Source organism: Rhodococcus sp. MSC1_016 (assembly GCF_023667485.2).
Classification (GTDB): Bacteria; Actinomycetota; Actinomycetes; order Mycobacteriales; family Mycobacteriaceae; genus Rhodococcus_F; species Rhodococcus_F oxybenzonivorans.
On record NZ_JAMOZI020000001.1, the window covers coordinates 2,337,208 to 2,364,167 of the forward strand.

Annotated in this window: 1 protein-coding gene; it reads right to left on the reverse strand. The window is 68.2% G+C overall.

Features of this window, described 5'->3' with window-relative positions; genetic code table 11:
- Positions 1-75: 75 nt before the first annotated feature.
- A complete protein-coding gene (locus L1080_RS11015) occupies positions 76-26,889 on the reverse strand; it encodes a non-ribosomal peptide synthase/polyketide synthase (RefSeq protein ID WP_250768201.1) in 26,814 nt (8,937 codons plus the stop codon).
- Positions 26,890-26,960 lie beyond the last annotated feature (71 nt).

Below are 26,960 nucleotides of genomic sequence, written 5' to 3' on the forward strand. Positions count from 1 at the left end.
ATCCGGGCCGGTCCGTTACGTCACTGCAATCGGACCGGCCCACCGGTCACAGCCGGGCCGCGGGCACGCATCGGCTCAGGGCAGATCGAGATACTCCTCGAGCACCGGCCCGATGACCGCAAGGACCTCCGGCTCGATCATCTGGTTGTGCTCGCACTCGAGCTTCACTTCCCGGATTCGTCCACCCACCCACTGCGCCCACTCCTCGGGTGAGTGCTCCGCAGGTGACGACGCCGCAGTGAAGAACAGCAGATCCCCGTCGAACTGCTGCGGACGGAACCCGCTCATCAGTCTCGACGAGTTCGTGAACCCGAGGCTGATGCGCTCGAGGTGTTGTGGGGTGATACCCGTCTTCTGCCCGAACGCCTCGTCGAGCAGTTCGACGGCGCGCTCGTAGGTGAGTTCTCCGTCCTCGCCCTCGGACTCGAGGTCGAGCCCCAGACCGTGCAGCAACTCGGACACGGTGAGGCTGTCCGGGGTGGCGTCGGCGTCACCGATCACGTAACTGTCCATCAGGGCGAGGGTGGCGACGGATTCGCCCTCCCGCCGCAACTCCACCGCGATGGCCTGCGCGATGATGCCGCCGAGGGACCACCCGAGCAGGTGGTACGGCCCGGAACCTTGGATACTCCGCATTTCGCGCACGTAATGGTGGGCGAGCTCCTCGATCGAGTCGAAGGTCGGTCCCCCACTGATGCTCGGCAACTGCAGGCCGTAGACGGGACGGTCCTGCGACAGGTGTTGCAGCAACCCGGCGTAACCCCACGAGAGCCCGATCCCGGGATGGATGCAGAACAGTGGCGGTGTCTCCCCCGTCGGTCGCAGCGGAATCACCACACGCAGCGCCTCGTCGACGGCCGACTCGCCGCCGCCGTCCGTCTCGATCCGGCGCGCCAGTCCCGCCGGTGTCGGATCGAGGAACATCGACTGCAGCGGGATCCGCCGGCCGAGGCGTTCCTGGAGAACGGTGATGACGCGGGTGGCGACGATCGAGTTGCCGCCGAGGTCGAAGAAGCTGTCCGCCGTCCCGACCCGATCGACTCCGAGTACCTCCGCGAACGCCTCCACGACGACGCGTTCGGTTTCGGTGTCGGGTGCGCGGAATGCGGCCGCGGTGGTGCCGAACTCCGGCGCCGGCAACGCCTTGCGGTCGAGCTTGCCCACCGGGGTCATCGGCACCTGATCGAGCACCACCACGGCCGAGGGAACCATATGGGCGGGCAGTCGCTCGGCCGCGTAGGTGCGCAGTTCCGCGGGATCGAGGTCGTGGCCGTCGACGGCACGCACGTAGGCCGCGAGCAGGGTGTCTCCGGACGGCCCGGTGTGCCCGATCGTGGCCGCGAAGGCCACCGCCGGATGACGGGCGAGAACGGCGTCGATCTCACCGAGTTCGATGCGGAAGCCCCGCACCTTCACCTGGAAGTCGGTGCGCCCGATGTACTCGACAGTGTGATCCCCGCGCCACCGCACCACGTCACCTGTCCGGTACATGCGCCGTCCGGGCTCGCCGAACGGGCAGGCCAGGAACCGTTCCGAGGTAAGGGCCGCGCGCTTGTGGTACCCCCGCGCCAATCCGGGCCCGGCGATGTACAGCTCACCGGGGACGCCCGCCGGAACGGGTTGGAGCCGCTCGTCCAGTACCAGGTACTCGAAGCCGATGGCGGGAGCACCGATGTTGACCACCCCACCGGGTCGCATCGGGGCGCTGACACTGGCCTGGATGCTCGTTTCCGTCGGACCGTACCCGTTGTGCATGCGGCGGTGGCGGCCCCAGACCTCGACCAGCTCGGGCGGGCACGCCTCGCCGGCCACGGCCAGCATCCGCAGCGTGTCGAGGTCACGATCCTCCATCGAGGACAGCGCGGTGGGAGTGATGAACGCGTGAGTCACCTGTTCCCTGCGCAGCAGTTCCGCGAGTTCGTCGCCGCCGAAGATGGTCGGCGGGATGATCAGCAGCCGAGCCGAGGCGCCGAACGCCATCATCAGCTCGAACACCGAGGCGTCGAAGCTCGGCGACGCCAGGTGCGACACCGTCGAGTCGAGGGTGACCAGGAAACGCTCGTGCTCTTCCGCGGTGAGGTTGGCGATGCCCCGATGGGTGACGATGACGCCCTTGGGTTTGCCCGTCGAACCCGAGGTGTAGATCAGATACGCGGGATGCCCGAGGTGGAGGGGTCGCGTCCGGTCGGCGTCGGTGATCGGCTCGGAGGACACCACTGCCACCTGCTCCGCGAATTCCTCGTCGTCGAGCACCAGCCACGGGACGGATTCCGGCAGATTGTCCCGACGCTCGGCAACGGTGATACCGACCGATGCCCGGCAGTCGGTGAGCATGTATTCGATGCGATCACGGGGATACGTCGGATCGACGGGCACGAACGCCGCGCCGGACTTGGCCACCGACCAGATCGACACCACCTCTTCGATGGAGCGCGGCATGCCCAGTGCGACGAACGTTTCCGGGCCCACACCGTGAGCCCTCAGGACCCGGGCCAGTCGGTTGGACCATTCGTCGAGTTCGCGGTAGCTGACGTGACGGTCCTCGAAGGTGAGGGCTGTCGCCTCGGGGGCGACGGCCGCCGCGGCGGCGAGGATGTCGGGCCACAGCTCGGGTCGGACCTCCGGCTTGCCGCGGGCGGGTGCCAACTCCTCCTGCTCCGCCTCGTCGAGGATGGGCAGGGTGCTGATGGACTGCTCCGGGTCGGCGGTGGCGGCAGCGAGGACGCGGACGAACCGGTCGGCGATCCTGCGGGCGGTTTCCTCGTCGAAGAGCGACACCGCGAAGTCGAGGCCACCGCTGATCCCGGCGGGTGCACCGGTCGAATCGAACTGCTCGGCGAGGATGACCTCGAGGTCTTCCTTGACCACCCTCGTCTCGAGATCCACGCCCTCGACCCGCAGGTCCGGCAGCTCGAGCGACGCGCGCTCATTGTTCTGGAACTCGAGAGCCACCTGGAACAGCGGTGAGTAGGACGTGGACCTCCTCGGGTTCAACTCCTCCACCAACCGTTCGAATGGCAGGTCCGAGTGCGCGAACGCGGCGAGATCGCTTTCGCGGATCTGACGGACCAGCTCGGTGAACGTCGTCGCGGGATCGATGCGACTCCGCAGGACAAGCGTGTTGACGAACATGCCGACCATGTCGTCGAGAGCGGTTTCCCCGCGGCCGGCGACCGGTGTCCCGATGACGACGTCATCGGTGCTGCCCAGGCGAGCCAGGAGTACCACGAGGGCGGCATGGACCGCCATGAACATGGTGACGTTGTTCTCCCGGGCGAGCGCTGTCAACCGCCGGTGCAGGTCGGCGTCGATTGCGAACTCCACCCGATCGCCTTCGACACTCTGCTGAATCGGGCGTGGCCGGTCGGTCGGCAACTGGATGACGTCCGGCAGTCCGGCGAGAGTCTGCGACCAGAAGCGGAGCTGACGGTTGATCAGCGACGCCGGGTCGTCCTCCGACCCGAGCACGGCGTGCTGCCACAGGGTGTAGTCGGCGTACTGCACCTGCAGCGGCGCCCAGTGCGGACCGTCTCCGTCGAGACGCGCGCCGTACGCGACCATGACGTCCCTCGCCAACGGGGCGAGGGAGAACCCGTCCGCACAGATGTGATGAACCACGATCGTGAGGACGTGATGGTCGGGCTCGGTCCGGAAGAGGGCGGCGCGCACGGGTAGGTCGGTGCTGACGTCGAATCCGCGGGACACCAGGTCCCGCATGCGCGCCGGGAGCTCCTCCGCGGTCACCGTGGCGGTCGTGAATTCCGGCCGGACCAGTTCCGCCGGAAGTATCCGCTGGGTCGGTTCGTTGCCGACCGTCGGGAACACCGTGCGCAGCGTCTCGTGCCGCTCGAGCACGTCCGACATGGCCAGTCGCAGCGCTTCCTCGTCGAGCCGTCCGGTGAGCCGCACCGCGAGCGGAATGTTGTAGGCGGGCGACGACGGATCGAACTGGTTGAGGAACCACATCCGCTTCTGCGCCAGGGACAGCGGGATCAGCTCGGGTCGCTCGACCGGGGCGAGCGGTGGGCGGGCACCCCCGCCGGGAACGGAACCCTCGCCGATTCGCTCGGCGAGCGATCGCACGTCGGGCGCTTCGAACAGTGCCCGAACTCCGATGTCGGTGTCGAGCGCATCACGGAGCCGGGCGGTGACGCGGGTCGCGACGAGGGAGTTGCCACCGAGGTCGAAGAAGTTGTCGTCGACGCCGATCCGCTCGAGTCCGAGGACATCGGCGAAGATGTCCGCGATCGTCCGCTCGAGGTCGGTGGACGGCGCGCGGAACTCCTTGGTGTGGACGTTGAGCGCCGGCGCCGGCAGCGCCGAACGATCCAGTTTGCCCACCGGTGTCAGCGGGATCTCGTCGAGGAACATGATGCTCGACGGCACCATGTGCGCGGGAAGCCGTGTGGACAGGTGCGCCGTCAACGCGGCCGGGTCGACCCCGCCTTCCGTCAGAGGCAGCAGGTAGGTGACCAGAACGGTGTCCCCGGACGGTCCGGGCACGCCGAGCGTGGCCGAGAAACTGACGCCCGGGAAGGTGGCGACCTCGGCGTCGATCTCACCGAGTTCGATGCGGAAGCCGCGGATCTTGACCTGGAAGTCGCTGCGCCCCACGTACTCGACCGAGTGGTCGGCACGCCAGCGGACGATGTCGCCGGTGCGGTACATCCGCTCCCCCGGCTCACCGTACGGGTTGGCGAGGAAGCGATGGCTACTGAGCGCGGGCCGCTGGTGGTAGCCCCGCGCCAGGCCGGCGCCGGTGATGTACAGCTCGCCGGGCACACCCACCGCGACGGGCTGGAGCCGGGCGTCGAGGACCAGCTCCTCGACACCGCGGATGGGTCCGCCGATCGTGATCGGCTCGCCCACCGCCAACGGGTCGCTGATGTTGGCCATCACGGTGGTCTCCGTGGGGCCGTACCCGTTGAACAGGTTGTGGCCGGGGGCCCACCGCGTCACCAGTTCCGGCGGGCATGCTTCCCCACCGACGGTCACGTGCTGGAACTCGTCGAGATCCGTGGGATCGACCGTGGCCAGAGCAGCCGTGGTCACGAAGGCGTGCGTGACGTGTTCGGCACGGATCAGTTCGGCCAGCTCGGCACCGCCGTAGACGGTCGGTGGGGCGATCACCATGGTTGCGCCGACGCCGAAGGCCTGCAGGTACTCGAAGATCGACCCGTCGAAGCTCGGAGTGGAGAAGTGCAGCGTGCGCGAGGTCTGGGTGGCCCCGAATCGCTGACGCTGATCCTCGGCGAAGTTGTCGAGTCCCTCGTGCGTGACCACGACGCCCTTCGGTTTACCCGTCGAACCCGACGTGTACACGATGTAGGCAGCGTTATCGAGGCTGATCGGCGACTTCCGATCCGAATCTGCCACGGGCAGAGCCGGTTTCGCCTGGCATGCCTTCTCGAACTTTGGGGAGTCGAGCAGCAGCCACGGCACCGTGTCGGGGAGGTCCTTCTCGTAGGCCGTCGTGGTGAGTCCGATGGTGGCACCGGAATCGGTGAGCATGTGCTCGATGCGGTCGATCGGGTAGTTGGGGTCGACCGGGACGAAGGCTGCGCCCGTCTTGGCCACCGCCCAGACAGCGAGAACGGACTCGATGGACCGGGGAATTCCCAGCGCCACGAACGCCTCCGGGCCCGCGCCGCGCGCGATCAGAACCCGCGCCAACTGGTTCGAACGCTCGTTCAGTTCGCGGTAGGACACGTTCCGGCCCTCGAAGGTGAGCGCCGTGCGGTTCGGATCGAGCGCGGCAGCGTCCTCGAAGATCTGCGGGAGGGTCCGGACCGAGAAACCGGGGCGCCCCCGCACCGGAGCGAACTCGGCGAGTTCGGACTCGGTGAGCAACTGCATGTGCGCCAGGGGGATCTCGGGCCGATCGGCGATGGCGGCGAGTACTCGCTGCAGGCGATCCGCGATCTCGTCGATCGCGCGCTCCTCGAACACCTCCGGCAGGTACTCGAATTTCAGGTTCAGTCGCTCGTCACCGGACGCAACCACGGCAAGCGGATAGTGCGCCGAGTCCTTGCCCCCGATTCCGGTGACGAACATGCCCGCGATATCGGTGTGCTCGGTCAGCCCGTCTTTGTCCACCGGATACGACTCGAACACGGTCAGCGTGTCGAAGCCCGCCCCGAGCCCGGCCACCGACTGGATGTCGGTGAGCCCCACGTAATGGTGATCGAGCAGTGCCGCCTGCTCGCTCTGGACGCGGGTGAGCAGCTCTCCCAACGGTTCCCGGGGGTTCAGCGCCACCCGGACCGGCAGGGTGTTGATGAACAGACCCACCATCGATTCGATGCCGGGGATCTCCGGCGGCCGGCCCGACACGGTTCCGCCGAACACCACATCGGTGCGTCCGATCAGTCCACCGAGCACGATGCCCCACGCCGTCTGCACGACCGTGTTGAGGGTCAGTCCGCGCTCACGGCTCAGCTCACGCAGGCGGGTGGTCTGTTCCTCCGACAGGGTGAAGGCGGTTTCCTCGGCCATCGCCGAATGCGCTTCGGCCCGGTCCATCGGCGCGAGCAGCGTCGGTTCGTCCACTCCGTCGAGAGCGGCGCGCCACGCCGCGAGTGACTCGGTGATGTCGTGACGTCGCATCCACGACAGGTAGTCGCGGTACGAGTGCACCCGGGGCAGCAGGCTGCCGTCGGCGTCGGTGGCGTACAGGGTGAGCAGGTCACGGATGACCAGTGGCGTCGACCAGCCGTCGAGCAGGATGTGGTGATTGGTCAGGACCAGCCGGTAGTCCTGGCCCGTCAGCCGGATCAGCGCGAGCCGCAGCAGCGGTGCCTGCGACATGTCGAACTTGACCGCCCGGTCTCGCTCCAGGATCCGGTCGTATTCCCGCTCGGTCTCGGCCGGTTCCAGACCCGAGAGGTCGAACTCGGACCACGGCAGGACGACACCGTTCTGGATGATCTGGGCGGAGGCGCCCGCGCTGTCGTGGACGAACGCGGCCCGCAGATTGGGATGCCGATCGAGCAGTGCCTGGCCGGCGCGGCGGATCCGGTCGGCATCGACCTGCCCGCGCAGTTCGAGGGTCAGCTGCACCATGTAGGGGTCCACGGCGGCGTCGGAGAACTGCGCGTGGAACAGCAGCCCCGACTGCAGGGGTGACAGCGACCAGATGTCCGCGAGTGCCGGGAAGCGGTCCTCGAGCCGGTCGATCGCGGTCTGGTCGAGGCTGACGAGATCGAGATCGGACGGCGTCACACCGCCCGAACCGGGCCGCGACACATGGACAGTCAACGCGGTGAGTGCCTGTACCCAGAGTTCGGCGAGTTCGCGTACCTCTGCTTCGGTCAGGACACCGGCCGGGAACGCCCATGTCGCGCGCAACCGGTTTCCGTCGGCTGCGGCGTCGGTGACGGCGTTGATGTCGAGCACCGAGGCGACCGGGATGTCGGAGGCGGGAACGTCGTCGAGCTTGGTGTCGCTGACCGGGACCCACGGATGTCCGTGGGTATCGGTCGACGTTGCCCCGCCCAGCCGTCCGAGGTAGTTGAACGTGACCTGAGGTTGGCGCAGCGCGCGCAGTTCTTCTGCAGTGTCCGGGTTCAGATACCGCAGCATGCCGTAGCCGATGCCGTGGTCGGGGATGGCGAGCAGTTGCTCCTTGATCGCCTTGATCGCCGAGCCGGCGGCCCGGCCGCCGTCGAAGGCCTCGTCGAGGTCGATGCCCGACAGGTCCAGGCGAACCGGGAACATCGCGGTGAACCAGCCGACGGTACGGCCGAGGTCCGCGCCCGGCAGCACCTGGTCTTCACGACCGTGGCCTTCGAGATTGACCAGTGACTGGGCACAGCTTTCACCGTGGGTGCGCCGCGCCGACCGGGCACGCCACCGCGCCAGTGCCAGCGCCAGTCCCGCGAGCAGTCCGTCGTTGACTCCGCCGTGATACGCCTCGGGCACCTTCGTGAGAAGTGCGTCGGTCACGTCGGTGGGCACTTCGACGGTCAGCTTCTCCACGGTGCCCGCCACGTCGACGTCCGGGTCGAGTGGCCGCGACCCGATCAGCGGGTCGTCACCGCTGAGCACCTCGCGCCACAGGTCGAGTTCCCCGGCGCGGTCCACGGCAGCGCCGGCGAGACCGTGGGACCACCGGCGCATCGACGTACCGACCGGCTCGAGGACCGGTTCCTGGCCCGCGGAGAGCTGCGCCCACACGGTGGCCAGGTCGGGGACGAGGATCCGCCACGACACCCCGTCGACCACGAGGTGATGAGCGACCACCAGCAACCGCCCGCCGCCGTCACCGGCGTCGAACCACACCAGTTGCAACATGACACCGGCCACCGGGTCCAGTCGTCCCGCGGCCTCGTCGAGTTCGCGGGTGGCGATCTCGGCGAAGGTGGAACCGGTCACCGCGGGCACCTCGACGCGGTGGAGGAACTCGCGGACGTCGACGGACCCGGGCCCGCGCACCTCGATACGCCACCGTGGTGCGGGCCCGGCCAGCTGGGCACGCAGCATGTCGTGGTGATCGACGACCACCTGGATCGTCCGCTCGAGCATCGTGCGGTCGGTTGCCGGGGGCAGGGCGAGCAGCGCCGTCTGGGTGTAGCGGCGGAAGTCGCCGCCGCGTTCGAGCAGCCACGACGTGATGGGGGTGATCGGCATGTCGCCCACACCGCCACCGGGCAACTCCTCGAGGACGACCACGTCGGCAGCCCCGGCCCAGGACGCCACCTCGGCGAGGGTGGCCACCGTCTTGGCCTCGAACACGTCCCTCGGGGTGAGCACCACACCCGCAGCCTTGGCGCGGGCCACCAACTGGATCGACATGATGCTGTCACCGCCGAGCGCGAAGAACGAATCCTCCACACCCACCGAGTCCAGTCCGAGAACCTCGGCGAACAACGTGGCCAGCACCGTTTCCATCTCGGTGGTGGGTGCCCGGCTCGCGGACACCCGGGCACCGAAGTCCGGTTCGGGCAGCGCGCGTCGGTCGAGCTTGCCGTTGCCGGTGAGCGGCAGGGCGTCGAGGACGACGAGGGTCGCGGGAACCATGTAGGACGTGAGCTGGGTGCCGAGGAATTCCAGCGCCGAGGACACCTCCACGGTGGACCCGGACTCGGGCACCACATATCCGATCAGCCGGTTGCCCCCGTGGCCGTCGTCGCGGGTCAGGACGACGGCCTGCGCGATCCCGCGGTAGCGGAGCAATGCCGACTCGATCTCACCGAGTTCGATGCGGAAACCGCGGATCTTGACCTGGAAGTCACTGCGGCCCAAATACTCGAGTTGACCGCCGGCGTTCCAGCGCGCCAGGTCGCCGGTTCGATACATCCGTGCGCCGGACCCGAGCGGGTCGGCGACGAACCGGGTGGAGCTGAGCGCCGCACGGCCGAGGTAGCCCCGGGTGACCTGCTCGCCGGACACATACATTTCGCCGATGGTGCCCGGCGGTACGGGATGCAGGCGCCGGTCGAGCACGTGCACACGCAGCCCGGCGATGGCGCGTCCGATCACACTGGCCGAGGCGGACTCGGCGAACGCACGGTCGAGCCGCAGGTAGCTGACGTGGACCGTGGTCTCGGTGATGCCGTACATGTTGACCAGGGTCGGCGCGGAGTCGTCGTGCCGGGCATACCAGCGTCCCAGTTGACCGAGGTCGAGGGCCTCTCCGCCGAAAATCACGTACCGCAACGCCAGCGCCGCTGCGGTCACGTCGATCTCCGAGACGATCCGGTCGGTCTCGGCCAGTTGGTAGAACGCGGTCGGCGTCTGGTTGAGCACCGTCACCTGCTCGTTGCGGAGCAGTTCGTGGAACATTTCCGGTGACCGGGCGGTGTAGTAGTCGACGACCACCAGTCGTCCGCCGTAGAGCAGCGGTCCCCACAACTCCCACACGGAGAAGTCGAAGGCATACGAGTGGAACATCGTCCAGACGTCGTTCTCGTCGAATTCGTACAGCGGTTGGGTGTTCGCGAAGAGGGTGAGCACGTTGCGGTGCGAGACGACCACACCCTTCGGGCGGCCCGTCGACCCGGAGGTGTAGATCACGTAGGCCACCGACGACGCATCGAGGGGGGTGACCCGATCGTCGTCCGTGATCGTCGCCGGTGACAGCCGGCCGAGATCGGCGTCGGTCTCGATGTCGTCGAGGAGGATGACGGGCGTCCCGGATTCCGGAAGGGCCGAGGCGTCGCCGACGGTGGTGATCACACAGTTCGGTGCGGCGTCCTCGAAGACGAATGCCAGCCGGTCTGCTGGATAGGTGATGTCGACCGGAAGATATCCACCGCCCGACTTGATCACCGCGAGCAACGCGACGATCAGATCGCAGGTGCGTGGAAGTGCTACCGCGACGAGGGTTTCCGGGCCGACTCCACGCGAGATGAGCAGCCTCGCCAACCGGTTCGAGCGTTCGTCGAGCTCGCGGTACGTGTACGCCACGTCCTCGGAGGTGACCGCGGTGGCCTGGGGGAACCGGGCGACGGTCTGCGCGAAGCGGTCCGCCAGTGTGTCGTGACCGGCATCGACGCCGACGGTGTTCCACTCGGTCGCCATGGCGGCCCGTTCGGCGGCGTCGGTGAGTTCGATGTCACCGACGGGGGCGTGCGGATCGGCGGTCACCGCACCGAGGACCCGCAGGAACCGGTCGGCGATGGTGCGCACGGTTCCGGCGTCGAACAGGTCGGTGGCGTAGACGAACGCCGCGGTGATTCCGGCTGCGGTCCCCTCCTCGTCGAAGCGTTCCTCGACGCTGAGCTGCAGGTCGAATTTTGCCACCTCGAGATCGAAATCGACTGCTGTAGCGGTCAATTCCGAAAGCTCGAGTCGTGGGGTCTCGTTGTTGCGGAATTCGAGCAGCACCTGGAACAGCGGGGAATGCGCGGTGGACCGTTCCGGTGCCAGCACGTCGACCAACCGCTCGAACGGCACGTCCGAATGGTGGAATGCCGCGAGGTCGGTGGCCCGCACCTGATCGATCAGTTCGCCGAAGCCACCGGCGGGGTCGACGGCGGCCCGAAGGACGAGGGTGTTGACGAACATGCCGACCATCTCGTCGAGTGCCGCCTCACCGCGACCGGCGATCGGTGTCCCCACCGCGATGTCCTCGGTGGACGACAACGCCGACAACAACACGGACAGGGCTGCGTGCACGGCCATGAACATGGTCGAGTTGTGTTTGCGCGCCAGCGCGGACAGCGAGCGGTGCAGCTCGGCCGGAATCGTGAAGTCGACCTGGGCGCCGCGGAACGACTGCTGAACCGGCCGGGCGCGGTCTGTGGGCAGCTGCAGGATCTCGGGCAGGTCCGCGAGCTGCTCTGTCCAGTACCGCAGTTGCTGGGAGATGAGGGACCCGGAATCACTTTCGCTGCCGAGTTGTTCGAGCTGCCACAGCGTGTAGTCGGCGTACTGCACCGACAGGGGGCTCCACTGCGGTGCGCTACTCGCGATGCGGGCCGCGTAGGCCGCCATCACGTCCCTGGCGAGCGGAGTGAGTGAGAAGCCGTCGGCACAGATGTGGTGCACCACGATGACGAGCACGTGCTCGTCCGGCGCGAGAGCGAACAGTGCCGAACGAATCGGTACGTCGGCGGTCACGTCGAACCCTGCGGTCGCGAGCGCGGCGATGTGCTCGTGGAGTTCGCTGTCCGCCACGTCGGCAATCTCGAGATTCGGTGTCCACTGTCCGGGCGAGAGCACCACCTGCGTCGGTTCCCCATCGTGGGAGGGGAACACGGTGCGGAGCGATTCGTGCCGGACGAAGACGTCGGTGACGGCCGCGCGCAGAGACTCCACGTCCAGCCGTCCGGTCAGCCGCACCGCGAGCGGAATGTTGTACGCGGCGGACGAGGTGTCGAACTGGTTGAGGAACCACATGCGCTTCTGCGCGAGCGACACCGGCACGTGCTCCGGTCGCTGCTTCGGTTCGAGCGGAACCCTGCCGTGGTCGCCGTCCCCGGCGGGGGCGAACGCGGTCGATTCGATCATGCGGGCGAGAGCGTGGATCGTCGGCGCCTCGAACAGGGTGCGCACTCCGATCTGGGTGTCCAACTCGGCGGTGAGCCGGGCGGCCACGCGGGTGGCGATGAGCGAGTTACCACCGATGTCGAAGAAGTTGTCATCGATGCCGACCCGCTCGATCCCGAGGACGGTGGTGATCACGTCGGCGATGGTGTGCTCGAGCACCGTCGACGGTGGGCGGAACTCGTCCGTCGTCGGCAGGAACTGTGGTTCCGGCAAAGCCGCCCGATCGAGCTTGCCCACCGGGGTCAACGGGATCTCGTCGAGGATCATGATGCTCGACGGCACCATGTGGGCGGGCAGCAGTTCCGCCGCCCACTGCTTCAGCTCCGGCGGCTCGAGGGTTGTGTCGGCCTCGGGCAGCACATAGGACACGAGTGCGGTGTCGCCCGTCGGCCCCGGGCGCCCGAGCGTGACGGCGAACGCCACCGAGGGATGCCCGGCGAGGGCACTGTCGATGTCACCGAGTTCGATGCGGAAACCACGAACCTTGACCTGGAAGTCGCTGCGGCCGAGGTATTCCGCTGTCCGATCCGGACGCCAGCGCGCGAGGTCACCGGTACGGTACATGCGCTCGCCCGGCTCACCGAACGGATTCGCGATGAACCGTTCGCTGGTGAGCCCCGCCCGCGCATGGTAGCCGCGGGCAAGTCCTTCACCGCTGATGTACAGCTCCCCGGCGACACCGACGGGGACCGGCTGCAGCCAGGCGTCGAGAATGACTTCCGCGGTGCCGCGGATCGGTCCGCCGATCGTCACCGGCTCGCCGGCCTCCAGGGGATCACTGAGGTTGGCGACGATGGTGGACTCGGTGGGGCCGTAGGCGTTGAACATCTTTCGGCCCGGCGCCCAACGCGTTACCAGCTCCGGCGGGACGGCCTCGCCACCGACCGCCACGGTACGGAAGCCGTCGAGGCCTTCCGGGTCCACCGACGCCAGCGCCGCCGGGGTGATGAATCCGTGGGTGATGCCCTCGGATCGGATCAATTCGGTCAGTTCGTCACCGCCGTAGACGGATGTCGGCACGATCACCATGGTCGCGCCGACCGCGAACGTCATCAGATAGTCGAGGACCGACGCGTCGAAGCTCGGGGACGAGAAGTGCATCGTCCTCGAGGCGGAGTCGGTCCCGTACCGGGCGCGCTGTTCTTCGGCGAAGTTGTCGAGGCCACGGTGGCTGACGATGACCCCCTTGGGGGTGCCGGTGGAACCCGAGGTGTAAATCATGTACGCCGGGTGGGCGAATCGCAGTGGCACGACACGCTCGTCGTCGGTGACCGGATCGGACGACATTTCGGCTGCGGCAGTGACCATTTCGGGGTCGTCGAGCGTCAGCCACGTGGTCGTGGCGGCCGGCAACCGGCCGCGGTCCGCACTCACGCACACACCGAACCTGCAGCCCGAATCGCCGAGCATGTGTTCGACTCGCTCACGCGGGTAGCTCGGATCGACCGGCACGAACGCTGCACCCGTCTTGGCGATCGCCCACACTGCGACGATGGATTCGAGGGAGCGCGAAATACCCAGGGCGACGAAATCTTCCGGTCCGACACCGCTGCGGAGGAGCAGTCGCGCGAAGCGGTTGGACCGTTCGTCGAGTTCCCGGTAGGTCACCCGGCGGTGTGAGGCCACGACCGCGGTGGCGTCGCCGGCCGCCGCGGCGGTCTCGGCGAACATCGCGGGCAGTGTCCGCACGGAACGGCCCGGCAGTCCCCGGACGGGAACCAGCGCGGTCTCCTCGGCCGCGGTGAGCAGCCGCAACTGTGCCAACCGCAGATTCGGCCGCTCGGCGAGTGCCATCAGGGCCCGGACCACTCGGTCACCGATGCGGGCGACGGCGTCACCGTCGAACAAGGTGGGAACGTACTCGAGTTTCAGTTGCAGGCGTTCGTGCGCGGAGGCGATCACCGCCAGCGGATAGTGCGCGGCGTTGGCGCGGTCGTGCACGTCGAGAACGTTCATGCCGGCGATGTCGGTGTTCTCGGTAAGGCCCGCCCGGTCCACCGGATACGATTCGAACACCGTCAGGGTGTCGAAAACGGCGCCGTCGCCGCCCACGCCCTGAATGTCGGTGAGCCCCAGATAGTGGTGATCGAGCAGCGCCGCCTGCTCACTCTGGATGCGCTCGAGCAACTCCCCCAGCGTCTCCGACGGGTCGAGCACGACGCGAACCGGCAGCGTGTTGATGAACAAGCCGATCATCGACTCGATTCCGGGGATCTGCGGGGGCCGGCCCGACACGGTGCCACCGAAGACGACATCGGTGCGACCAGTCATGCTGCCCAACACAATTCCCCATGCCGTGCGAATCAGGGTGCTCAGCGTGATGCCCCGCTCCCGGGCGAGCGCGCTGAGGAGTTCGGTGTCGTCGTCGTCGAGTTCGACGATCAATTCACTCGATTCGTCGGTGCTCTGGGCGGCCGCGTCGGCCGGTGCGAGCAGGGTGGGTCCTTCCAGACCGGCAAGGGCGCGCGCCCACACTCCGAGCGACTCCTCGGTGCTGCGATGCGACATCCAGGCGAGGTAGTCACGGTAGGGGTTCACCCGGGGCAGCGCGGCGGTGTCGCCCGCGGTGGCGTACAGCGTCAGCAGGTCGCGGATCAGCAACGGCATGGACCAGCCGTCGAGAAGGATGTGGTGGTTGGTGACCATCAGATGTTGTTCGTCCCCGCCCACCTGCATCAGCGTGAACCGGATGAGCGGCGGGGTGGACATGTCGAAACCACGTCGCCGGTCGGCGTCGGCGATGCGGTCCATCTCGGCTGCACGAGCGTCGGCGTCGAGGCCGGACAGGTCGATCTCCGTCCACGGCAGCTCCACCTGCCGGGAAATCGCCTGGATCGGGGTGCCGCCTTCGTCGTAGACGAACGATGCCCGCAGATTCGCGTGCCGGTCGAGCAGCGCCTGCCCCGCCAACCGCAGCCGCGCCGAATCCGCACCGCGAAGCTCGATGGTCATCTGCACGGTGTACGAATCGATCGACTCCTCGGCCAGGAGTGCGTGGAACAGCAGACCGGACTGCAACGGCGACAGCGACCAGATGTCGGACAGCGCCGGGAAGCGGGCCTCGACGCGGTCGATCGTGTCCTGGTCGAGGGACACCAGGTCCAGGTCCGACGGGGTGATTCCGCCGGCGTCGGGGCGGGACGCGTAGGTGGTGAGCGCGGTCAGCGCCTGCACCCACAGCTCCGCGAGTTCCCGCACCTCGGTCACGTCGAGCACACCCGCCGCGTAGGCCCACGTCGCTCGCAGCTGCGGACGGTCCTCGACCTCGGTGGTGACAGCGTTGATGTCGATGGCGGAGGTGACGGGTGTGTCGAGGTCCTGGGCGCGGTCCATGTCGACTTCACCGGTCGGCGCCCACCCGGCGCGGGTCGCGGCCTCGGAGAGGTCGGCGGCGAACCGGCCCAGGTAGTTGAAGCTGATCTGAGGCAGCGAGCGATCCGCGAGCACGGGTGCGGTGTCCTGGTTCAGGTACCGCAGCATGCCGTAACCCATGCCGTGGTCGGGGATGGCGAGCAGTTGCTCCTTGATCGCCTTGATCGCCGAGCCGGCGGCCCGGCCACCACCGAAAGCCTCCTCGATGTCGATGCCCGACAGGTCCAGGCGCACCGGGAACATCGCCGTGAACCAGCCGACGGTGCGGCCGAGGTCGGCACCGGGGACCACCTGGTCTTCTCGCCCGTGGCCTTCGAGGCTGACGAGCGTCCCGTCGACGGGCCGCCCATGGGCACCGGTGACGAGCCGCGACCTGCGCCACTGTGTGACGGCCATCGCGAGGGCGGTGAGCAGCCCGTCGTTGACGCTGCCGTGGATCGCGTCCGGCACGGCCGTGAGGATCGCCTCGCTGACCTCGGCCGGCAGCTCGACGGTGATCCTGCCGACGGTGGCGTTCACGTCGATGTTCGGATCGAGTGGTCGGCTACCGATCAGCGGGTCCTCGCAGTCGAGGATCCGCTGCCAGAGGTCGAGTTCGACTGCCCGCTCACCCGCCTGATCCACCAGTCCGTGCGCCCAGCGCCGCATCGACGTGCCGACCGGCTCGAGGACCGGCTCCTGACCCGCTGAGACCTGCGCCCACGCCGTCGCGAGATCGGGCACCAGAATCCGCCACGACACCCCGTCGACCACCAGGTGGTGTGCGACCACGAGCAACCGGCCGCCGTCGTCACCGGCATCCAACCACACCACCTGCAGCATCGAACCCGACGCCGGGTCGAGACGGTCCAGTGCCGCATCGAGTTCCGCGATGACGGCGCCCGCGAACTCGGAGGTGCCGGGAGCGGCGGACACGGCCACCCGACGCAGAATGTTCCGCGCGGCCACCGAACCGACCGGGCACGCCTCGAGATGCGACTCGTCGGTCCCGACGATCAGCTGCGCCCGCAACATGTCGTGCCGGTCGAGGACAGCCTGGAACGTCTCGATCAACGGTTCGATCGCACGCAGATTCGGGGGCGCGGTCAGCAACATCGACTGCGACATGCGGTTGAACTCGCCACCGCGCTCGAGGAGCCACGCGGTGATGGGGGTGGTCGGCATGGCACCGACGCCGCCACCGGGCAGCTCTTCGAGCACCACCACGTCGGAGTCGCCCACCCAGGACGCCACCGCCGCCAGCCCGGCCACCGTCTTGGCCTCGAACACGTCCCGCGGGGTCAGCACCACACCCGCCGACTTGGCGCGGGCCACCAATTGGATCGACATGATGCTGTCGCCGCCGAGTGCGAAGAACGAATCGTCCACGCCCACCGACTCGAGTCCGAGGACTTCGGCGAACAGGTCGGCCAGCACCGATTCCATCTCCGAGACCGGTGCGCGCCCCGACGACACGCGGGCGCCGAAGTCTGGCTCAGGCAGTGCCCGCCGATCCAGCTTGCCCGCTGGGGTCAGCGGCAGCGCGTCGAGAACGATCAACGCGGACGGCACCATGTAGGGCGCAAGGAAGCTGCCGACGAAGGTGAGGACGGCTTCCGGCTCGAGTTCGGCGCCGTTGGTCGGCACGACGTAGCCGACGAGCCGGTTCACCCCGGTGCTGCCCTTGTGCGCCGACACCACCGAATGGGCCACGCCCGGGTAGCGGGCGAGGGCCGTCTCGATTTCGCCGAGCTCGATGCGGAAGCCGCGGATCTTCACCTGGAAGTCGCTGCGGCCCAAATACTCCAGTTGTCCGTCGCGGTTCCACCGCGCCAGGTCGCCGGTCCGGTACATCCGGGCGCCGAGGCCGCCGTACGGGTTGGCGACGAACCGCTCGGCCGTCGTGCCGGCCCGGTTCCGGTAGCCTCGCGCGAGTCCCGAACCGGTGACGTACAACTCGCCGGTCACCCCGTTCGGCACTGGGTGCAGGCGCGAATCGAGCACCATTTCGCCCGTACCCAGCGGCGGCCTGCCGATGGTCACGGGTTCGCCGGGCACCATCGGACCGGTCACGCTCGACACCACGGTCGCTTCGGTGGGACCGTAAGCGTTGAACATCCGCCTGCCTGCGGTGACCCACTGCGCCACCAGCTCCGGCGGGCACACGTCACCACCGGTGACGACACATTCGAGGTGATCGAGACCCACGGGTTCCACCGACGCCATCGCAGCAGGGGTGATGAATGCGTGGGTGACCCGGCCCTCACGAAGTACATCGGCGAGTTCGGTGCCGCCGATGACAGTCGAGGGTGCAATGACCATCGTCGCCCCGGACCCGACGGCGAGCAGCAGCTCGAGGATCGAGGCGTCGAAGCTCGGAGAGGAGAAGTGCAGGGTGCGCGAGGTCGCGGTAATGCCGAATCGGGTGCGTTCGTCCGTCGCGAAATTCGCCAGGCCCCGGTGGGTGACGGCGACGCCCTTGGGCATGCCGGTCGATCCTGACGTGTAGATCAGATACGCGGTGTTCTCCAAGGCGACGGGCAGCGGGCGGTCGGCATCGATGACGGCGGCAGACGACTGTTCGGCCAGGTCGTCACCGAGCTCGGGTGCGTCCACGACCAGGTAGTCGACGCATTCGGGTAGATCCGACCGGAACTCGGTCACCGTCAGGGCCAGCTGTGCACCGGAGTCGGTCAGCATGTGCACGATCCGGTCGGTCGGGTAATCCGGGTCCACCGGCACGAACGCGGCGCCGGTCTTTGCCACAGCCCACAGGGACAGAACCGATTCGACGGACCGGCCCATCGCCAGCGCCACCACCGATTCGGGGCCCACGCCGCGCCCGATCAGTAGCCGGGCCAGCCGGTTCGATCGCTGATCGAGATCCCGATAGGACACCTCCCGACCCTGGTAGATCAGTGCGGCCGCCTCCGGATCCGTCGCTGCAGCCGCCGCGAGCAGTTCGGGAAGTGTGCGCAGCTCGGTGTCGGGTGCGTCCATCACCGGGGTGAGCGCGGCGCGCTCGGAGGCCACCATCAGCTCGATGTCCCCGACGGCGCGCTCCGGATCCGCCGTGGCGGCGTCGAATATCCGTTGCAGGTAATCGGCGAAACCGGCGATCGTCGACGCGTCGAACAGACTCGCCGCGTACGTGAAGGCGGCCGAGATGCCGGCCGGCTCCCCCGACACCCCGAATTCCTCCGTAAGGGTCAGCTGAAGATCGAAATTCGAGATGTCGGTGGCGAGGTCGAGCCCGGTGACGGTCAGCCCGGGCAGCTCGAGACGTGGCCGCTCGTTGTTGCGGAACTCGAGTACCACCTGGAACAGCGGTGAATGCGACGTGGCGCGTTCCGGCGAGATGGCGTCCACCAGCCGCTCGAACGGGAGGTCCGAGTGATGGAAGGCGCTGAGGTCGGTATCGCGGACCTTGGCCAGGAGTTCGGAGAAGGAGCAACCCGGCTTCACCGGGGTGCGTAGCACGAGGGTGTTGACAAACATGCCCACCATGTCGTCGAGGGCAGCGTCACCGCGACCGGCGATCGGTGTTCCCACCGCGACGTCATCGGTGTCGCCGAGCCGGGCGAGCAGGACGGCCAGTGCCGCGTGCACTGCCATGAAGACACTCGAATTGTGTTCTCGCGCTGTGGTGATCAACCGGCTGTGCACCTGGGGGTCGATGCTGAACGAGTGGACACCACCGCGGAAGGACTGCTGGGTCGGCCGTGGGTGGTCCGTGGGCAGCGCCAGCAACTCCGGGAGTCCGGCGAGGGTTCGGGTCCAGTAGTCGAGCTGGGCGGCCAGCAGACTGTCCGGATCGTCGGCGCTGCCGAGCACTCGGTGCTGCCAGAGCGCGAAGTCGGCGTACTGCACGGTCAGGGGCGCCCAGTCGGGTGCCTGGCCACCGGTGCGGGCGGCGTACGCGGTCATCACGTCCCGGGCAAGGGGTGCCATCGAGAACCCGTCCGCGCTGATGTGATGCACGACGATGACCAGCACGTGGTCCTCGGGTGCGGTGCAGAACAGGGCCGCACGCACCGGCACCGCGACCGTCACATCGAATCCGGCGCCGGCCAGACGCGCAATATGTTGCGGCAGGTCGTCTTCCGAAGTTCCGATCGGGGTGAGATCCGGCACTACGTCCTCGGTGTCGAGGACGACCTGGACGGGCTCGCCGTCGACCATCGGGAAGCGGGTGCGCAGCGACTCGTGCCGTTCCAGGACGTCGGCGACGGCGTCCTGCATGGCGTCGTCGTCGAGGTCACCGGTCAGTCGCACCGCGAGCGCGATGTTGTAGGCGGGCGAATCGATGTCGAACTGGTTGATGAACCACATGCGCTTCTGCGCCAGTGACACCGGCACCCGCTCCGGCCGATCGCCGGCGACCAGCGGTGGACGCTCGGCGTTGTGGACGGCCTCGGACTCGATCCGCGTGGCCAGGGTCGCGACGCTCGGAGCGTCGAAGATTTCCCGGACACCGATGCGGCTGCCCAGTGCCGCATTGACCCGCGCCACCAACCGTGTGGCCACCAGGGAGTTGCCGCCGAGATCGAAGAAGCTGTCGTACACACCGATCCGCGGTGCTCCGAGCAGATCCGCGAAAATCGAGGCGAGGATCTCCTCGATCGGATTGCGCGCAGTCACGAATTCGGTTGACGGACTCAGGAATTCCGGCTCGGGTAAGGCACCGCGATCCAACTTGCCGGTGGCGCCGAGGGGGAACCGGTCGAGCACCATGATGCGGGTGGGCACCATGTACGCAGGCAGCGACTCGGCCGCGGTGTCGCGAATGTCGGCGGTGTCGATCTCCACGCCGGCCACCGGGATCACATAGCCGACCAGGCTCTCCCCCGTTGCCTCGCTGCGATGCACGGTCACCACGGCCTGCGCCACCGACGGATGCGCCAGCAGCGCGGCCTCCACCTCGCCGAGCTCGATCCGCTGTCCGCGCAGTTTCACCTGGAAGTCGCGCCGGCCGATGTACTCGACGTTGCCGTCGGCACGCCACCGGACGATGTCGCCGGTGCGGTACATGCGCTGACCCGGCTCGCCGAACGGTTTGGCCACGAAGCGGTCGGAGGTGAGGTCGGGACGCCCGACATATCCGCGGGCCAGTTGGACACCGGCCAGGTACAGCTCACCGTGTACGCCGACCGGCACCGGATGCAGGCGGGCGTCGAGGACGTAGAGCTGGGTGTTCCACACCGGGGCACCGATCGGCACCGACACCCGGTCGGCCTCGGTGCATTCCCAGTAGGTGACGTCGACGGCGGCTTCCGTCGGGCCGTACAGGTTGTGGAGCGCCGCCGATCCGAAGTCCCGGAAGGCGTCGGCCGTGGCCGGCGGGAGTGCCTCACCGCTGCAGAAGACCTGACGCAGCGAACCGCACAGGTCGGGCTCGGCGCCGGCGGTGAACACGGCGAGCATCGACGGCACGAAGTGCATGGTCGTGACCTGATGGTCGGCGATCACGTGTGACAGATACGTGGGGTCGCGGTGACCGTCCGGCGCCGCGAGCACCAGCCGGGCTCCGACCTCGAGCGGCCAGAACAGTTCCCACACCGACACGTCGAACGTGACGGGTGTCTTCTGCAGCACCACGTCCGTGTGGTCCAGGTGATAGGTGTCCTGCATCCACAGCAACCGATTCGCGATGGCCCGGTGGCTGACCGCAACGCCCTTGGGCCTACCGGTGGAACCGGAGGTGTAGATCACGTAGGCCGTCGAATCGGGATGGATGGCTCCGCCCCGCTCGGCGTCGGTGATGGGTGTGCTCGCCCGGGCCGCCAGGTTGAGGGTGTCGATCTCGATCGCGGTGTTCCCGGCCTCGCTCATCAGCCCTTCGGAGCGATCACGGGACGAGGTGAGGACACACGTCGGGGCGGCATTGTCGAGAACGTAGGCGATACGCGAGGCCGGATGGTCGGGATCGAGGGGAACGTAGGCGGCCCCCGTCTTCTCGACCGCGTAGATGGCGATCATCAACTCGAGCGAACGCCGCAACGACACGGCCACCCGGGATTCCGGCCCGACGCCGCGGGCGAGGAGTTCGCGGGCGAGCCGGTTGGCGCGGGCATCGAACTCCGCGTACAGCAATTCGTCTTCACCGAACACCACTGCCACCGCGTCCGGCGTGCGCCGCACCTGGGCCTCGAAGAGGCTGACCAGGGTGGCCGAGGACGGTACGACGGTGGTGGTGTCGTTCCACTCCTGCAGGATCCGGCGGTTCTCGTCGGGCCCGCTCAACTCGATGTCGCCGACCTTCGCCTCGGCGTGGGTAGTGACGGTGTCGAGCAGCGTGACGAACCGTTCCGCGAGGGCGTCCATCGTGGATGGCTCGAACAGCTCTGCGGCGTAGGAGAATTGGGCGTCGATCGGGCCGGGAGCGCCGGAACTCTCGATGTGCTCGGTGAGGATCACCTGCAGGTCGAATTTGGCGGCACCGGTCTCGAGCCCCTGAACTTCCACCTCGAGCCCGGAAAGCTCGAGCCGGGTGTCCGCGAAGCCCTGGAGCACCAGCATCACCTGGAACAGCGGCGAATGGGCTTCGGAGCGTGCCGGTTTCAGCTCGTCGACCAGCAGCTCGTACGGCAGGTCGGTGTTACTGAAGGCCGCGAGGTCGGCGGCCCGGGTGCGGGTGAGGATTTCGGGGAAGCTGCTCTCCGGATCGATCTCGGTGCGCAGAACCACGGTGTTGACGAACATGCCGACGACGTCGTCGAGTTGCCGCTCGCCGCGCCCCGACACCGGGGAGCCGATGGATACATCGGACGATCCGCTCGACCGGGACAGCAGCACCGCGAGGGCGGTGTGCACCACCATGAACAGGCTGGCGTCGTGGGCGCCGGCGATGTCGAGCAGCGCGGCGTGCAGACGTGCCGGGATGGTGAAATCCGTTGTGCCGCCAACCATCGACTGCCGTGCCGGGCGCGGCCGGTCGGTGGGCAGGTCCAGCACCTCCGGTGCGCCGTCGAGGGTGCGGGCCCAGAACGACAGCTGCCGGGACAGCACGCTGGTGGGATCGTCGGCGGAACCGAGCAGCTCCCGCTGCCACACGGAGAAATCGGCGTACTGCACCTCGAGCGGCGCCCACTGCGGAACCTCACCGGCGGCGCGGGCGTGGTAGGCCACCATGACGTCCCGCGTCAGCGGCGTCATCGACAGTCCGTCGGCCGCGATGTGGTGGACCACGAAGACCAGCGCATGATCCTCGGTCGCCGTCCGGTACAGCCTGGCGCGGATCGGCGGCTGCACGGTCACATCGAACCCGGTCGCCGCCTCCGCGAGCAGATGGATGTCGAGCTCGTCGGGAGCTACCTCGACCGCGTCGAGGTCCGGACTGACGTCCGCGACCGGCAGCACCACCTGCAACGGCCCGTTCGGGGTATTGGGGAAGACGGTCCGTAGCGACTCGTGCCGTTCGAGGACGTCACGCACCGCGGCGCGCAACGCCTCCACGTCGAGGGTGCCGCGCAACCGGATGGCCACCGGAATGTTGTAGGCCGGGGACGCGGTGTCGAGCTGGTTGATGAACCACATCCGCTGCTGCGCCAGCGACACCGGCACCGGGCCGGCGGTGGTGCGCGGCGCCAGCGGCGGGCGTGCCGACGTGCGGGGCCCGAGGGCGTCGATGCGGGCACTGAGCAGCGCCACGCTCGGCGCCTCGAACAGGTCCAGCACCCCGATGTCCGTGCCGAGCGCCGTGTTGACCCGGGAGACCACCCGGGTGGCGACCAGTGAATCACCACCCAGGTCGAAGAAGCTGTCGTCGACGCCGACACGTTCGACGCCCAGCAGGTCCGCGAACACCTCCGCGACCCGCATCTCCGTGTGAGTTCCCGGCGCCCGGTACACCGTGGAGGTGGCCTCGAAGTGCGGTTCCGGCAACGCCTTCCGGTCGAGCTTGCCGGCCGGGGTCAGCGGGACCTCGGCGAGCACCATGATGCGTGCGGGGACCATGTGCGCCGGCAGCACGGCCGCCGCGTGTTCGAGGACGTTCTCGATGACGAGTTCGGCGCCGACCTCGGGCAGCACATACGTCACCAGCACCGTGTCTCCGGAGGGTGCGGTGCGCCCGACCGTGGTCGCGAATGCGACGGCGGGATGCGAGCGTACGACGGCGTCGATCTCACCGAGTTCGATGCGGAATCCGCGGATCTTCACCTGGAAGTCGGTGCGGCCCAGGTATTCCAGCTCGCCGCGCAGGTTCCACCGCGCCAGGTCGCCGGTGCGGTACATCCGCTGTCCCGGGGCCCCGTGCGGGTCGGCGACGAATCGTTCGGCCGTCGGGATCGGCCGGTTGTGGTACCCCCGTGCCACACCGTCACCGGTGATGTACAACTCGCCCGGCACCCCCTTGGGGACGGGGTGCAGGCGCGCGTCGAGCACCAGCAGGTCGACACCGCGCGACGGCCGGCCAATGGTGACAGGCTCCCCCACGACCAGCGGTCCGGCGACACTGGCCACCACCGTCGCCTCGGTCGGCCCGTACGCGTTGAACATCACCCGGCCCGGCGCCCACTGCTCCACCAGGGCGGGAGGACAACTCTCGCCGCCGGTGACGACACACCGGATCGAGTCGAGACCGTCGGGGTCGACCGACGCCAGCGCCGCCGGGGTGACGAAGGCATGCGTCACCTGCTCCCGCCGGAGCAGGTCCGCGAGCTCGCTGCCGCCGTACACCGTAGAGGGGGCCACCACCATGGTCGCTCCGCCCCCGACCGCGAGCAGAAGTTCGAGAATGGAGGCGTCGAAACTCGGCGACGAGAAGTGCAGGGTGCGGGACTCCGGCGTGACACCGAACCGTGCGCGTTGGTCGGCAGCGAAGTTGGCCAGCCCGACATGGGTGACGACGACACCCTTGGGGATGCCGGTGGAACCGGAGGTGTAGATGAGATAGGCCGGGTCGGACAACCGCAGCGGCCGGAGACGGTCCGCGTCGGTGACGGCGCCGGGCGACCGGTCGACCAGTGCCTGCCCGAACTCGGGGTCGTCCATCACCAGCCACGGTGCGGTCTGCGGTAGGGCGTCGCGATGTGCGGTGACGGTGAGTCCGACGAGGGCGCCGGAATCGGTCAGCATGTGCTCGATGCGGTCGGGCGGATAGTGCGGATCGACCGGCACGAAGGCGGCGCCGGACTTCGCGACCGCCCAGGTGGCCAGCACCGATTCGATCGATCGCGCAATCGCCAGCGCCACGACCGTGCCGGGCCCCGCACCGCGGCGGATCAGCATCCGCGCGAGGCGGTCGGACTGCTCGTCGAGTTCGGGATAGGTCAGGGTGCGGCCTTCGAAGACCAGCGCCGCACCGTCGCCTCCCGTCTCCACCGCGTGCCGCAGCAACGCAGGCAGGGTTCGCGGCTCCACGGGGGCGTCCCCGCGAACGGGACTCAACTCCGCGTATTCGGCGGGCTCGAGCAGGGCGACGTCCCCGATCGGCGCCGCCGGGTCGGTCGTCACCGCCCGCAAGATGCGCACGAAACGCCCCGCCAGCGCCTCGGCACTGCTGCGATCCCACACGTCCGTTGCGTACAGCACCCGGCCGTCGAGACCGCCGCCCGATTCGGATTCGGTAAGTGAGAAGACGAGATCGAGACCCAGCGGCCGGTGTTCGCGCTCGATGGGATCGATGCGCGCGTCCCCGGCTGTGTCGTGCGGGTGACCGCCGTCGGTGAACTCGAGCATCACCTGGAACAGCGGTGCGTGTGAGGGGTCCGGGTCGGTGACGAGCCGGGCAACCAGGTCGTCGAACGGCAACGCCGCATGCGCGAAGGCAGCGCGGTCGGCTTCCCGGATCCGCGCGAGGTGATCGGAGAAGGACGACGCTCCGTCCACCTGCGAGCGGAGGACGGCCTTGTTGAAGAACGTGCCCCTTTCCGGGTCGTCGGAGTCGATCGGATCCCGCCCGACGATCGGCGTCCCGATCACGACGTCGTCGGTGTCCCCGAGTCGTCCCAGAAGTATCGCGAGCGCCGCGTGCACGGCGACGAAGGGTCCGGTGCCGGCGTCGCGTGCTAGTTCGTGCACCCGCCGCTGCACCTCGGCATCGACGGCGAAGTCGACCACCTCGCCGGCACCGTCCCGCTCCGCCGGTCGCGGCCGATCGAGCGGAAGTGCGGTCACCTCGGGCAGCGCGGCCAACTCGCGCGACCAGAACTCGAACTGGGACTGCCGTTCCAGAACCCGCGCCGCCAACCGGGCACTCTCGGCGTGGATGGCAGCCGTCCGAGTCTGCGGATCAGCGGTGATGAACTCCTCGATCAACTCGGCGAACCTGCGATGATGCGCCCGCAGTTCCTCGGGCCCGTACCGGTTGGGGTTGCCGCGGAAGTCGAGGAGGGTCTCCCCATCACCGCCCTGATAGATGTTGACCAGCAAATCGTCCACCGGACCCGAGGTGACGATGTGATACTCCCCCACCACCGAGCCCAGGGTGAACGTCTGGTGGAACAGCATCACGTTGACCATCGGGCCTGCCAAACCCTCGGCGGTCCCGGACAATCCCGCGTCGCGGCGGATGTCCTCGAGGCTGCACCGCTGATGGCGCAGTGCACCCATCAGTTCCAACTGCACACGCTGCACGAGTTCTGCCACGGTGTCTTCGGGACGAACGGTGATGCGCAGCGGCGCGACGTTGACGAGCATGCCGCCGGACCGCTGGAGGGGGGCCGTGGTGCGGGCCGACACCGGCAGGTTGATCAGGACGTCCCGTCGACCCGTCATCCGCGACAGATAGCAGGCGAACCCGGCGACCATCACGGCCGCCGAAGTCGCACCCACCCGCTGATCCGAGACGTCGAGGAATTCGAGGGCCGCCTCGGACAGCGTGGCGCTCTCGAGCCGGCTCTGCGCCGCGGCCGGTGCGTCGTGGGTTGCCAGGGTGCTGCCGTGCTCGATGCCGACGATTCGCTCGGCCCAGTACTTGCGGTCGTTCTCGAACCTGCTGGAGGAGCGGTACTTCTGATCGAGGTCGTAGAGTTCGCGCAGATCGAGCGCCCGATTCGGTTCGGGCTCGGTGCCCTCGACGAGGGATGTGTAGAGTGCCGCAACACGATTGGCCATGGTCATGCCGCTGTAGCCGTCGAGCGCGACGTGGTGAATCCTCGTGTACCACAAGTAGTGCTGTTCGCCGATCTGCAGCACCGTCATCTCGACGAGCCGATCGCGGGTCAGGCGCAGCGGAGTCGCGCAGTCCTCATCCATCCACGCCTTCGCAGTGGCCATCGGGTCGGCCTCACCGCGGAAGTCGCGGAACCCGATCGACGGGTCGATGGTGGGATCCACCATCTGATACGGCTCCCCGTCGACATCGAGCAACCGCAGGAACGGCGACTGGAATTCGTGGGCGGCGCGAACGGCGGCCTCACTCAGCAGGTCCAGGTCGATGTGGCCCCGCAGTTCGACGTACTGGGCGATGAACTTGGGAACCGTGGGGCTCAGCTGTTGCGCGAACCACATGCTCCTCTGCACCGAGGACAGTGGGAACGCCCCATCGGGCACGTTCCCCTCGGCGGCGCGCTCGTTCGGCTGCGGCGAAGTCAAACTCGTCATCTCGTTCCCCCAGCAGGTATCAAAACTGTGGATGCGCAGACCCAGCGCGTGGGACGAACCGACTGTCGCCG